Source organism: Anaeromassilibacillus sp. D41t1_190614_C2, from assembly GCF_015558525.1.
GTDB classification, from domain to species: Bacteria; Bacillota; Clostridia; order Oscillospirales; family Acutalibacteraceae; genus Anaeromassilibacillus; species Anaeromassilibacillus stercoravium.
The window spans coordinates 24,115-36,637 of the sequence record NZ_JADMOD010000012.1 but is presented as its reverse complement, the minus strand read 5'-3'; the positions used below and the strand labels follow the sequence as shown (position 1 = coordinate 36,637).

Below are 12,523 nucleotides of genomic sequence, written 5' to 3'. Positions count from 1 at the left end.
GCTACCTTTTTTTATCTCTACTTTGTCACTCATCATTGTAACACCTACATCCATTGGATCCCCTTCATAAGTGTACGGTATTGACAAACTATCAAACTATAGGTATTATAATAAAAGTCAAAATGTGTAGTGGACTTTTCCGGACGTTGTCATCTTTTGCCACACAGTTATCAAATGATAGCTGTGTGGCTTTTTTATTGGAAAAGCGTGAAAAATTGTCCATTAAGTTTGAAGGAAAGCGCTTTGAAGAATGGAGGAGGAAGAATGAACGAAAATTTTATGAAAGAGAAGCCAGTCCTGCCGCTTATCCTTTCGATGGCGCTCCCTATGGTGCTCTCTATGCTGGTGAATTCTCTGTATAATATTGTCGATAGCTTTTTTGTTGCACAGATCAGTGAAGATGCGATGACGGCATTGTCACTGGTGTTTCCTATTCAGAATTTCATCAATGCGGTTGCAATTGGCTTTGGGGTAGGAATGAATGCGGTGATTGCTTTTCATCTGGGTGCAGGAAACCACCAAAAGGCGGATATGGCCGCTACACAAGGATTACTGCTTGCGGTGATTCATGGTGTTGTTATGACCATTGGATGCATTGCCTTTATGCCAGCTTTCTTGCGAATGTTTACCTCGTCGGAATCCGTTATAGAGCTTGGCGTCCGGTATTCGGTAGTGGCTTTCTCCTTTACGCCGATGATTGTGCTGGGTATAACATTTGAGAAGATTTTTCAAGCGGTGGGAAATATGAAGGTCACAATGGTAAGCTTGATGTGTGGATGCATTGCAAACATTGCCTTAGACCCTTTGCTCATTTTTGGGATAGGCCCATTCCCGAAAATGGGGATGGAAGGAGCGGCTCTGGCCACTGGGATTGGCCAAACACTTACCTTAGGGATTTATCTCGTCGTTTATTTTGTACGGCCTATCCGCGTCCATATTCGCAAAAAATATGTTTCCCCAAACAAAGACATGGTTTTGAAATTGTATTCCGTTGGGATACCGGCAACATTGAATCTAGCCTTGCCATCCTTTTTGATTTCTTCGCTGAATGCGATCTTAGCAGCGTATTCCGAGGTTTATATTTTAGTGCTGGGAATTTATTATAAACTGCAAACTTTCCTGTATCTTCCTGCCAACGGGATTGTCCAGGGAATGCGGCCCTTGATTGGTTATAATTACGGGGCAGGGGAACATAAGCGTGTCAATCAGATTTATCGGATTGTCCTTTGCATGAGCGGGATTATTATGGCCTTCGGAACGATTATCTGCCTGGCTATTCCTGGGCCTCTTATTGGACTGTTTACGCATACGCCGGAAACCATTCGCGCTGGCGAGACTGCACTTCGCATCATCAGTGCGGGATTCCTTGTTTCAGCTGTGTCTGTGACCTCGTCAGGGGCTCTAGAGGGCCTTAGCAAGGGGACACCATCTCTGATTATTTCCGTGTGCCGGTATATCCTTATAATTATCCCGGCCGCATTTTTATTGAGCCGGATTTTTGGCCCAGCTGGCGTTTGGAATGCTTTTTGGATTGCAGAAGCATTGTCCGCAGCCGTTGCTTTTGTAGTTTACCGCCGGTCGGTCAGCATGAAACGATGCGTGTGTAAAGATCAGTCCATAGGATAGCCGAAGGATAGAATTGACATGCAAAGAAAAGCATGCTATAATATCCTGGCATAAATGGACGCTGTTTGCCGCCGGGTAAACAATCAAGCATTGATCTTCCGTATCGTTAGGCCATAGAAGATACGGAAGTCAATGCTTTTGTTTTGTCAGAAGAGCGGGGATTAGGTATCAGGCTGGAAAGGGATGAATCGCTATGTTTCGAGAAATGCGCAGGAACGGGCAAGAGCTGCCCTTGGAAGAATGTACAGCTATCTTAAATCGGGGGACTTCTGGTGTACTGGCCCTTTCGGGGGATGACAATTATCCGTATGCGGTGCCGGTCAGTTATGCCTACGATGGCTATAAGTTGTACTTTCATTGTGCAAAAAGCGGCCATAAGATCGATGCCATCCGGCGAAACGCGAAAGCGTCTTTTTGCGTGATTGACCAGGACCTCGTTGTGCCGGAAGAATATACTTCCTATTTTCGGAGCATCATTGCCTTTGGAACGATTCGCATTCTGGAGGACAGCCAGGAAAAGCGGGAGGCTATCGAAAAGCTCGCGGTCAAATATGCGCCAGATGACAATGATGCCCACCGTCAGGCGGCCATTGACCGGGATTGGGTTCCTTTATGTATGCTGGAAATGACCATCGAGCATATGACCGGAAAAGAAGCGAAAGAACTTATAAAAGAAAAACAGCAAAGGAACAAATCTTGCTGATGAACCCGCCGGGGTTTTTCTTGTGCAATAGGCCTGCGTAGCACAACGTGGGTCTTTATTTTTTATGGAGGTTATCCGGAATGGTGAAAACAAATTGTTTTAAAGAATTCGCAAAATATGTATCGTTGAATGTGATGGGGATGATCGGCCTATCGTGTTATATATTGGCCGACACATATTTTGTATCGCAGGGGCTTGGTACATACGGGCTTACAGCTTTGAACCTCGCAATCCCCATATACAGTTTTATCCATGGCAGCGGTCTGATGATCGGCATGGGAGGAGGTACAAGATATTCCATTCAAAGAAGCCAACGGGATCAGCAGTCTGCTAACCGTACCTTCACCAATGCGGTTTACCTTGCGGCCCTATTTGCGGTGTTGTTCGTATCGATAGGAGTTTTCTTTTCAGGGACAATTGTAACGCTGTTTGGAGCTGATGAGCATGTTTATGCGATGTCAAAAACCTATTTGCAGGTCATTCTCCTATTTGCACCTGCTTTTTTGATGAATAATGTATTGCTGTGCTTTGTCCGTAACGACGGGGCGCCACAGCTTTCAATGGCCGCGATGATTGGCGGAAGCCTCTCCAATGTCGTGTTGGATTGGGTGTTTATTTTCCCTTGCCAAATGGGAATCTTTGGGGCGGCTTTTGCAACCGGCCTTGCCCCGATCATTAGTATGATGATCCTGTCCCCTCATTTTATCAGAAAGAACAATCAGTTTCACTTTGCAAAGTGTATGCCCGAAATACGGCGGTTTGTAAGGATTTTGTCCAGCGGTGTTCCATCGTTGGTGACGGAAGTCTCGTCCGGTATCGTTATCATTGTATTTAACTCGATCCTATTGAACTTGGCAGGAAATGTTGGCGTGGCGGCATATGGTGTGATTGCAAATCTATCTTTGGTCATTATTGCCATCTATACAGGGATTGCGCAAGGCATTCAACCAATTATCAGCAGCAATTACGGAGCCAAAAATACCCGAAATATCAAGTTGATCCTAAAATATGCCATGACAACCATGCTGATCCTTTCGGTTTTGATTTACGTGACCGTATTTTTGGGAGCTTCACAAATTGCAGGCATCTTTAACAGCGAAGGGGACGCTGTGTTGCAAAACATTGCCACAGAGGGGATGCGGCTCTACTTTACCGCCTGCCCGTTCGCAGGGTTTAATATCCTAATTTCGATCTGCTTTACTTCTACAGAGCACCTACGCCCTGCACATATGATTTCCCTGTTGCGTGGTTTTTTGCTCATTATCCCAATGGCGTTTTTGCTTTCCTGGCTTGCGAATATTTACGGTGTTTGGTGTGCTTTCCCAACAACAGAACTGCTGGTTGCGGCAATAGGGTTGCTATTTTACATTGCTATTCAGAAAAAGCAGAAGTTGGCCAACATCTGAGAAGAATTATAAATGCGCTCGTTTCTAAAGTCATAAGATGCAGTGGAAACCACATAGAAGTGCACGTTCCCACCGGAGGAATGGCAATGTTGTAAGATAGAAGGTAAGTCATGGATTGCCCAACCAATTGCTAACAATATAAACGCACTGCGTCCAACGGAATTTGCAGGTTCCGTTGGACGCAGTGCGTTTGTGCCATATTTTTTCCAATGTAGATTTACGTTTTTTGGCGTCCCCCGGTGTAAGGGGAAAGCGAAGGCAACGCGCCCGAGGATGGGTGGGTTCCATTGGTTAGAAATCCTTGTGTGTGTAAATTGCCTTGGAAATGAAATAGGAGGGGAAAAGCAGTAGGATACCAAAGACAGGAAACAGTGCTAACATATTCATGATGGTTGCTTCGTCCACGGAGGCGATGGCGGGCAATTGGCCTTGGAGCAAGACTGCAAGGCAGGTAGGTATAAAAACCAAAACCATGAAAATGATGCGGGAACGTTCAGCGCCAAAACGGTATGTCAGTGGCAGCAAAACGGCATTCATACAGCACGCCAGGCCAACAGATGCTAGAAAGGTAAGGGTGACTTCCAGGGACCATGTTTCGCTGCGGATGAGTAAGGCAACAACTGCAGCGATAGCAGAAAAGGCGGCCCCGATCGCAATCAGGATCGAAGAGGAAAGGTATTTAGACAGGACAATACGCCGCTTAGCCGGTGGGGTACATAGTACGTATACATCCCATTTGGCTGTGTCGTCGAGGGCAAACGTACCCAGGATGAGAATCGAAAAGGCGATTGGTATCATAGCCATCCCAGCGGAAGCGCCCATACTCGCGCTGAAAACAATCACCAGGAATGCGAGAATCAGCATAGTGGTTCCCATACTCCTTTTTATCAGCAGAAGATCCTTTTGAATCAAACCGATCATCATTTTTCCCCCTTCACATGAAATAGCATGATTTCTTCCAGGCTAGCGTTGTCGACCAAAAGCTCCGGATAGAGGTGGCGAACGGCGGCTTTGTTGTTGACCAGTATTTCGCAGCCAAAAGGCCCTGTGCGCTGTTTGACAATCCATTTAGGGTCGATGCGTTTTCGCTCGCTTGCGTTGCACTTTACAATGCCATGGCTATCCAGTAGGTCGTCTTTCACGCCGCTGAATACCAGCCTTCCTTGGTGTAGGAAGGTGACATAGTCGGCAATCTTTTCCAAGTCTCCGGTAATGTGAGAGGACATTAGGATCGTGTGTTCCTCGTCTTGGATAAAGTCAAAAAAGATGGAGAGAATTTCGTCACGGACCACTGGATCAAGGCCGCTGGTAGGTTCATCCAACAGCAAGAGCTTGGGATGATGTGCAAGTGCAGAAGCAATAGAAAGCTTCACCTTCATGCCGCGCGAATAAGTTTTGATCGGTTTATCCGCGGGCAATTGGAAGCGTCTGAGGTATTGCTGGAACAGGTTATCGTCCCATTTTTGGTATAGGCTTCGTAGGATTTTTGCAATGTCGGCCGGTGAAAACAATTCGTGGAAATGGTTTTCGTCGAACACGACACCAATTTGTTGCTTAATCGCTCCTTCATCACGGATATTGTCCAGTCCAAAGAGCTTTATAGTTCCTGCGTCTCTCCGCATCAAATTTAAGATTAATTTCAAAGTAGTGGTTTTTCCAGCGCCATTTTCACCAATTAGCCCCATAACGCTGCCATAAGGAACTTTGAAGTTCAGATGATCCAGAGAAAATTCACTAGCGTCGTAGCGTTTTGTTAGGTCTTGTACTTCTAAGCAAAGCTTTTCCATAGAATCACTCAGTCCTCTCCATATAAAATGAGCAGGGATTCCTGCAATTCTTCCAATGAAATGCCATAGTTTTTAGCACTTTCTACTGCCTTTGCAAGGGAGTCCTCAACGATGCGGCGTTGTTGTTCCCGCAGAAGGTCGGGGTTTTTGGCTGCTACAAAGCTTCCCTTTCCCACCACGGTACATAAAAATCCCTCCCGCTCCAATTCTTCATAGGCCCGCTTGGTTGTGATAACACTGATGCGCAGCTCTTTTGCAAGAAGCCGCATCGAGGGAAGAGCCTCGCCGTCCTGAAGGGCGCCGTTCAGAATGAGGTTCTTAATCTGCGTGACCAATTGTTCGTAGATGGGAATGCCGCTCGAATTGCTGATATGGATTTCCACGCGACCCCTTCTTTCTGTTATATTGTATATGTACTATATATACAATATAACACGAAGGGGCGTTTGTCAAGGGGGAAAATGCATATTCCCTTTTTTCCAACAGGAAAGGATAAAAAGCTTCCCAAATTCAATCTTTTGGTATATAATAAGAACATAATTTCTATTGATCAGGAAAAGGAGAAGATTGCTATGATTACGCAGGAAAGAGTTTTGGAAATTTTAAAAGAGGCCGGCGTACTGCTGGAAGGCCATTTCCGCCTGACTTCTGGACGTCACAGCAATAAGTATTTGCAGTGTGCAAAAATATTCCGTAACACAAAATATAGCGAAGAACTCTGTGGCGCGCTGGCGGAGCAGTATCAGAACGATGGCGTAGAAGTCGTGATCGGGCCGGCGATGGGTGCGGTTCAGATGGCATATGAGGTAAGCCGCCCGCTCAAGTGCGAGAACTATTTCACCGAACGGGACGAAGAGGGGAAAATGGCCCTGCGCCGTGGGTTTGTTGTGAACCCGGGCATGAAAGTCCTAATTGTGGAGGATGTGGTGACCACAGGTGGTTCGGTTCGCGAGGTCATTGATTTGGTGAAGGCTGCTGGCGGCGTCGTGGTTGGCGTCGGGTCGATTGTGGACCGCACGGGCGGGAAGATCGACTTTGGCGTACCGTTTAAGTCCGTCATTTCTATGGAAGTGGAGTCCTGGGAGCCGCAGGATTGCCCGCTTTGCAAAGCAGGTGCTGGCGAGCCGGTTAAGCCCGGAAGCCGGAAAGTCTGAGTAGCAATATCGATATCTTCCGATCTCATAAAAAGTGGCAAGACCGGCATGTTGTCCGGTATGTTATGAATCGGCCAGCGGAATGGAACCTGGTTTAAAATCGAATGAGAGGGAGAAAAGAGGGGCAATATATGGAAGCAGAGAAGAAGCGGAAACCGAGTTCTAAAAATATCCATGACGGACATCGGGACCGGATGCGGGAACGGTTCCTAAAATCCGGCTTTGAAGCTTTTGCCCCTCATGAAAAAATTGAATATCTACTCTTTGCCTGTAACCCGCGGGGAGATACAAACCCTTTGGCGCATGAGTTGATCCGGCGGTTTGGCTCTTTTTCCGGAGTGCTGGATGCGCCGTATGAAGAGCTGCTTGAGGTCGACGGTGTGGGGCCAGTTGCGGCTGCCTTTTTAAAGATGCTGCCACAGGCGTTTCGCTGCTACGAAATGGACCGGGAGTCAGGGCGCGTCCGTATGTACGATTACCAGGATATGGCGCGCTACCTGATGAAACGATATGTGGGCCTTTCTCAAGAAGTGGTGGTCTTGATGCTTTTGGATAGCTCTAACCGCGTGATTTATTGTGACATCGTCAGCGCGGGAACCGCTGTGACGACCAACATTTATATACAGGACATTGTAGCGTTGGCCGCCCGTTACCGGGCGGTCTATGCAGTGTTGTCGCACAATCATCCTAGCGGCAGTGCCCTGCCGAGTCCGCAAGATCTCCACATCACCTCGCGCGTTTTTGATGCCCTGAAAGAGATTGAAGTCTTGTTGATTGACCATATTATTATTGCCGGACGGGACTTTACCTCTCTGAAAGAAAGCGGCATTATGGCCCACCTGTTTTCAGATGAGAGACAACCGCGGGTATCCCTTCGGGCGGCGGACAGCGTGCGGGAAGGGAAAGAGCGAACCAATACCAAATAGGAGCAGAAATATGGATTTTAAATTGGTTTCGAAATATCGACCGACGGGAGACCAGCCGAAAGCGATCGGCCAATTGGTGGAAGGGCTGCTTCATGGTGATAAGGAGCAGACGCTGCTGGGAGTTACGGGCTCCGGAAAGACCTTTACGATGGCCAACGTGATCGAACGGGTCAACCGTCCAACGCTGGTGCTGGCGCACAACAAGACGCTCGCTGCACAGCTGTGCTCGGAGTTCCGGGAGTTTTTTCCGGAAAATGCGGTTGAATATTTTGTCTCCTATTACGATTATTATCAGCCAGAGGCGTATATCGCCACAACCGATACGTATATCGAAAAGGATTCCGCCATCAATGATGAGATCGATAAACTCCGCCATTCTGCGACGTCAGCGTTGTCCGAGCGCCGCGATGTAATCATTGTGGCTAGCGTATCCTGCATTTATAGTTTGGGCGATCCAATTGATTACCGCACAATGGTAATTTCTTTGCGCCCAGGGATGCAGAAAAGCCGGGATGACCTTCTGCGGAAGTTGGTGGAAATCCAATACGAGCGAAACGATATCAATTTTATCCGCAACAAGTTCCGTGTGCGGGGCGACGTCGTTGAGATTTTTCCCGCGCAGTCGAATGACACCGTCATCCGTGTGGAATTTTTCGGGGACGAAATTGACCGGATTACGGAGATCAATGCCCTGACAGGAGAGTTTAGGGCGGAATTAAAGCACGTTGCCATCTATCCGGCATCGCACTATATTGTGCCGCGTGAGAAGATGCAGCGCGCAGTGAAAGAAATTGAAGCCGAGATGGAAGAGCGCGTGAAATTCTTTGAAGCGAATGGAAAGCTGATCGAGGCCCAGCGCATCCGGGAACGCACGCAGTACGATATGGAGATGCTCTCGGAAATCGGCTTCTGCAAAGGCATTGAAAACTATTCCCGCGTGCTTTCTGGGCGTGCGCCGGGAAGCCAGCCCTGCACTCTGCTGGACTATTTTCCGGAGGACTTTCTACTCTTTGTGGACGAGTCCCATGTCACGCTGCCACAGGTGCGCTCTATGTATGCAGGGGATCGGGCGCGCAAGCAATCGTTGATCGACTATGGATTCCGGTTGCCCTCCGCGTATGACAACCGGCCGTTGAATTTCGATGAATTCTATGCTCATGTCAACCAGGCGATCTTTGTCAGTGCCACACCGGGGGATTTTGAAAAGGAAAAATCCGCTCAGATCGTCGAGCAGGTGATCCGCCCGACCGGGCTTGTAGATCCTGAGATTATCGTAAAGCCGACAGAGGGCCAGATCGACGACTTGATTTCGGAAATCAATCTCCGCACAGCGAATCATGAGCGCGTACTGGTGACGACCTTGACCAAAAAAATGGCGGAGGATCTTTCCGCCTATTTGGAAAATGCAGGGATTCGTGTGCGTTATATGCACCACGACATTGACACGGTGGAGCGCATGGAGATCATCCGGGATTTGCGCCTCGGTGAATACGACGTTTTGGTGGGGATCAATTTGCTCCGTGAAGGTCTGGATATCCCAGAGGTGTCGCTTGTAGCGATTTTGGATGCCGATAAGGAGGGCTTCCTGCGTTCAGAGCGCTCCTTGATCCAGACAATCGGCCGTGCGGCGCGCAATGCCAAGGGGCAGGTCATTATGTATGCGGATTCCGTGACGCCTTCAATGGAAATGGCGATCCGCGAAACGGAACGCCGCCGTGCGATTCAAATGAAATATAATGAAGAGCACGGCATTGTGCCAAAGACCATTGTGAAAAAGGTCAGTGAAGTCCTGGAAATTTCCACACATAAGGACGACGCGAAGCCAAAGAAAGGAAAGCGCTTGACAGCAGCAGAGCGGAAACAGCAGATTGAACAGCTGACGCGCGAGATGAAGGCGGCAGCTAAATTGCTGGAATTCGAACATGCGGCATATCTGCGCGATAAGATTAAAGCCCTGCAATCCGGCAAATAGTGCGTAATGGAAAGGAATCGCTATGGTAGCAAAAAATATTTTTATAAAGGGTGCGCGGGAGCACAACCTCAAAAACATCGATATTGAAATTCCACGCGATGAGCTGATCGTTTTTACAGGACTTTCCGGTTCCGGAAAGTCCTCCCTTGCGTTTGACACGATCTATGCAGAAGGGCAGCGCCGCTATGTTGAGTCGCTCTCCTCCTATGCGCGCCAATTTTTGGGACAGATGGAGAAACCGGACGTGGACTACATCGAAGGGCTGTCCCCCGCGATTTCCATCGATCAGAAGACTACCTCGAAGAACCCGCGCTCCACGGTTGGGACGGTGACGGAAATTTACGACTATCTGCGCTTGCTTTACGCGCGGATCGGCGTGCCCCATTGCCCTATTTGCGGCCGGGAGATCAAGCAACAGACGGTCGATCAGATCGTCGACCAGGTGCTCCGCATGGAGGAGGGGACTAAAATCCAGGTGCTCGCCCCGGTGGTGCGTGCGCGGAAAGGGGAGCACGTGAAGGAGTTTGAGGCCGCACGCAAAGGCGGATTTGTACGTGTACGTGTGGATGGAATCCTTTACGATCTTTCTGAGACCATTAAATTAAAAAAGAACAACAAACATACGATCGAAATTGTGGTGGACCGCCTGGTAATTAAGCCTGGAATCCATTCCCGCCTAGCGGATTCGATTGAAACAGCGGCCTCCCTGGCTGGGGGAATTGTGGTCATCAGCACACCGGAGAAAGATTATACCTTCAGTCAAAACTACGCTTGCCCAGAGCACGGCGCAAGTATCGAAGAGCTGACCCCCCGGATGTTCTCCTTTAATAACCCGTATGGGGCCTGCCCCAAATGTACCGGATTGGGGGTCTTTATGAAGATCGACCCGGACTTGGTGTTGCCGAATAAAGCCCTGTCCATCAACCAGGGCGGGATAAAGGGCAGCGGCTGGGCAATGGAGGGCAGCACCATTGCCACGATGTATATGCATGCGTTGGCAAAGCACTATCATTTTTCCTTGGATACGCCGATTGAGGAACTTCCGCCAGAAGTGATTGATATTTTGCTCTATGGGACCAAGGGTGAGAAGATCAAATTGGAACGCCGCAACGAATATGGTAGCGGAACCTATATGACGGAGTTTGAAGGGATTATCAACAATTTGGAGCGCCGTTTCCGGGAGACGCAGAGCAGCTGGATCAAAGAAGAAATCGAAACCTATATGAGTGCGATTCCCTGTGACGCTTGCCATGGCAAGCGCCTTTCCCCGATGAGCCTGGCGGTGACTGTGGGCGGCATCAATATCGCCGATCTCTGCGAAAAATCGGTTGCACAGGCTTTGGATTTCGTCAACCATTTGGAGCTCAGCGCACGCGACACCATGATCGCGGCAGCTATTCTCAAGGAGATCAAGAGCCGCTTGGGATTTTTGCAAAGCGTGGGATTGGAATACTTGACGCTTTCCCGTTCTTCCGGGACGCTTTCCGGAGGCGAGAGCCAGCGTATCCGCTTGGCAACCCAAATCGGTTCCTCTTTGACGGGGGTATTGTATATTCTGGATGAGCCAAGCATCGGCCTGCACCAGCGCGATAATGATAAGCTATTGGGGACATTAAAACATTTGCGCGACCTTGGGAACACCGTCATCGTCGTTGAGCATGATGAAGACACCATGCGCGCAGCGGACCACATTGTGGACATTGGGCCAGGAGCAGGAATCCATGGCGGCGAGGTGGTCTTTAATGGAAAGCCCTCAGAGATTGTGGATTGTGCGCAATCCATCACTGGGCAATATCTCAGCGGGCAAAAAAAAGTAGAAGTGCCGGAGAAACGCCGCAAAGGGAATGGGAAAAAGCTACGGATCATCGGTGCCGCACAAAATAATTTGAAAAACGTTTCGGTGGATATTCCGCTTGGAAAATTTGTCTGTGTTACCGGGGTGTCCGGTTCAGGCAAATCCTCTCTAATCAATGAGATCTTATATAAATATCTGGCCTCCAATTTGAATGGAGCCAAATGCCGCCCCGGGGCGTTTAAACAGATTAAAGGGATCGAGGCGCTGGACAAGGTGATCGAAATCAACCAGGCCCCAATTGGGCGGACGCCGCGTTCCAACCCGGCCACGTATACGGGTGTCTTTACCGACATTCGGGAGCTCTATGCTTCGACGCAGGATGCAAAACTGCGCGGCTTTACGTCCGGACGCTTTTCCTTTAATGTCAAGGGAGGCCGCTGTGAGGCATGCCAAGGCGACGGCATCATCAAGATTGAGATGCATTTTTTGCCGGATGTCTATGTCCCCTGTGATGTGTGTAAGGGAAAGCGCTATAACCGTGAAACATTGGAGATCAAATATAAAGGCAAGAGCATCTATGATGTCTTGGAAATGACAGTCGAGGAAGGCTTGGAGTTTTTCTCCAGTCTTCCGCGGATTGCGCGCAAGCTCCAGACCCTTCAGGATGTCGGGTTGGGCTATGTCAAGATCGGCCAGCCTGCTACGACTCTCTCCGGAGGAGAAGCACAGCGCGTGAAGCTGGCCACAGAGCTGAGCAAACGTTCCACTGGACGGACCATTTATATTCTCGATGAACCCACGACCGGCCTGCATATTGCGGATGTCCATAAGCTGATCGATGTGCTGCAGAAACTGGTGGATGCGGGGAATACGGTGGTTGTGATTGAACACAACCTTGATCTCATCAAGACAGCGGATCATATTATTGATTTGGGGCCGGAAGGCGGAGACAACGGCGGGACCATTGTTGCAACTGGGACACCGGAGGAGGTTGCAAACATGGAAGGCTCCTATACAGGGCAGTACCTGAAAAAAGTGTTAGCAAGGGAATAAGCCTATTTTTATATGTAAATTAGCAGGCTCTGTGTGCCGGATTGGCGACACAGGGCCTATTTTCTATTTTAAGGGAAAAGTAAGTTTAACATCAAGAAATT

At 48.8% G+C, this 12,523-nt stretch carries 10 protein-coding genes; 7 read left to right on the top strand and 3 right to left on the bottom strand.

What is annotated here, in order from left to right; all coding sequences use genetic code 11:
- Positions 1–264 precede the first annotated feature (264 nt).
- The 3 genes from I2G69_RS10035 to I2G69_RS10025 all read left to right on the top strand — a co-directional run bounded on the left by I2G69_RS10035 (position 265) and on the right by I2G69_RS10025 (position 3,735).
- A complete protein-coding gene (locus I2G69_RS10035; RefSeq protein ID WP_087229086.1) occupies positions 265–1,626 on the top strand; it encodes an MATE family efflux transporter in 1,362 nt (453 codons plus the stop codon).
- A gap of 193 nt (positions 1,627–1,819) precedes the next feature.
- Positions 1,820–2,329, top strand: coding sequence for a pyridoxamine 5'-phosphate oxidase family protein (locus I2G69_RS10030; RefSeq protein WP_087229083.1), 510 nt, complete (start codon positions 1,820–1,822; stop codon positions 2,327–2,329).
- 80 nt (positions 2,330–2,409) lie between these two features.
- Positions 2,410–3,735, top strand: coding sequence for an MATE family efflux transporter (locus I2G69_RS10025; RefSeq protein WP_191362518.1), 1,326 nt, complete (start codon positions 2,410–2,412; stop codon positions 3,733–3,735).
- 291 nt (positions 3,736–4,026) lie between these two features.
- Here the strand turns inward: I2G69_RS10025 and I2G69_RS10020 are convergent, their stop codons facing one another.
- The 3 genes from I2G69_RS10020 to I2G69_RS10010 are packed head-to-tail and all read right to left on the bottom strand — an operon-like array spanning position 4,027 to position 5,905.
- Entirely contained in the window at positions 4,027–4,659 is a 633-nt protein-coding gene (locus tag I2G69_RS10020; protein ID WP_087229077.1) for an ABC-2 transporter permease, read from the bottom strand.
- Complete coding sequence (locus tag I2G69_RS10015) at positions 4,656–5,522, bottom strand: ABC transporter ATP-binding protein (protein WP_191362465.1); 867 nt, start codon at positions 5,520–5,522, stop codon at positions 4,656–4,658. The genes I2G69_RS10020 and I2G69_RS10015 overlap by 4 nt, the downstream gene beginning before the upstream one ends.
- An 8-nt stretch (positions 5,523–5,530) precedes the next feature.
- A complete protein-coding gene (locus I2G69_RS10010; protein WP_087229071.1) occupies positions 5,531–5,905 on the bottom strand; it encodes a GntR family transcriptional regulator in 375 nt (124 codons plus the stop codon).
- Positions 5,906–6,094: 189 nt separating this feature from the next.
- Here I2G69_RS10010 and pyrE point away from each other — a divergent pair, with 189 nt between their 5' ends.
- The 4 genes from pyrE (at position 6,095) to uvrA (ending at position 12,422) form a co-directional block, all read left to right on the top strand.
- The gene (pyrE, locus tag I2G69_RS10005; RefSeq protein WP_191362464.1) at positions 6,095–6,676 is read left to right on the top strand and encodes an orotate phosphoribosyltransferase; all 582 of its coding nucleotides are present in this window, start codon (positions 6,095–6,097) and stop codon (positions 6,674–6,676) included.
- Positions 6,677–6,807: 131 nt separating this feature from the next.
- Positions 6,808–7,602 (top strand): JAB domain-containing protein, encoded by a 795-nt coding sequence (locus I2G69_RS10000; protein ID WP_172749484.1) that lies wholly within the window; start codon positions 6,808–6,810, stop codon positions 7,600–7,602.
- 10 nt (positions 7,603–7,612) lie between these two features.
- Entirely contained in the window at positions 7,613–9,574 is a 1,962-nt protein-coding gene (gene uvrB, locus I2G69_RS09995) for an excinuclease ABC subunit UvrB (RefSeq protein ID WP_087229065.1), read from the top strand.
- 22 nt (positions 9,575–9,596) lie between these two features.
- Positions 9,597–12,422, top strand: a complete 2,826-nt coding sequence (gene uvrA, locus I2G69_RS09990; protein WP_087229062.1) for an excinuclease ABC subunit UvrA — start codon at positions 9,597–9,599, stop codon at positions 12,420–12,422.
- The last annotated feature ends 101 nt before the right edge of the window (positions 12,423–12,523 follow it).

Bases quoted from the DNA above. Each gene is read 5' to 3' on its own strand.
- I2G69_RS10000 (WP_172749484.1), top strand. From the start codon at position 6,808: ATGGAAGCAGAGAAGAAGCGGAAACCGAGTTCTAAAAATATCCATGAC.
- I2G69_RS10030 (WP_087229083.1), top strand. From the start codon at position 1,820: ATGTTTCGAGAAATGCGCAGGAACGGGCAAGAGCTGCCCTTGGAAGAA.
- uvrA (WP_087229062.1), top strand. From the start codon at position 9,597: ATGGTAGCAAAAAATATTTTTATAAAGGGTGCGCGGGAGCACAACCTC.
- I2G69_RS10020 (WP_087229077.1), bottom strand. From the start codon at position 4,659: ATGATGATCGGTTTGATTCAAAAGGATCTTCTGCTGATAAAAAGGAGT.
- I2G69_RS10015 (WP_191362465.1), bottom strand. From the start codon at position 5,522: ATGGAAAAGCTTTGCTTAGAAGTACAAGACCTAACAAAACGCTACGAC.
- I2G69_RS10025 (WP_191362518.1), top strand. From the start codon at position 2,410: ATGGTGAAAACAAATTGTTTTAAAGAATTCGCAAAATATGTATCGTTG.
- uvrB (WP_087229065.1), top strand. From the start codon at position 7,613: ATGGATTTTAAATTGGTTTCGAAATATCGACCGACGGGAGACCAGCCG.
- I2G69_RS10035 (WP_087229086.1), top strand. From the start codon at position 265: ATGAACGAAAATTTTATGAAAGAGAAGCCAGTCCTGCCGCTTATCCTT.
- pyrE (WP_191362464.1), top strand. From the start codon at position 6,095: ATGATTACGCAGGAAAGAGTTTTGGAAATTTTAAAAGAGGCCGGCGTA.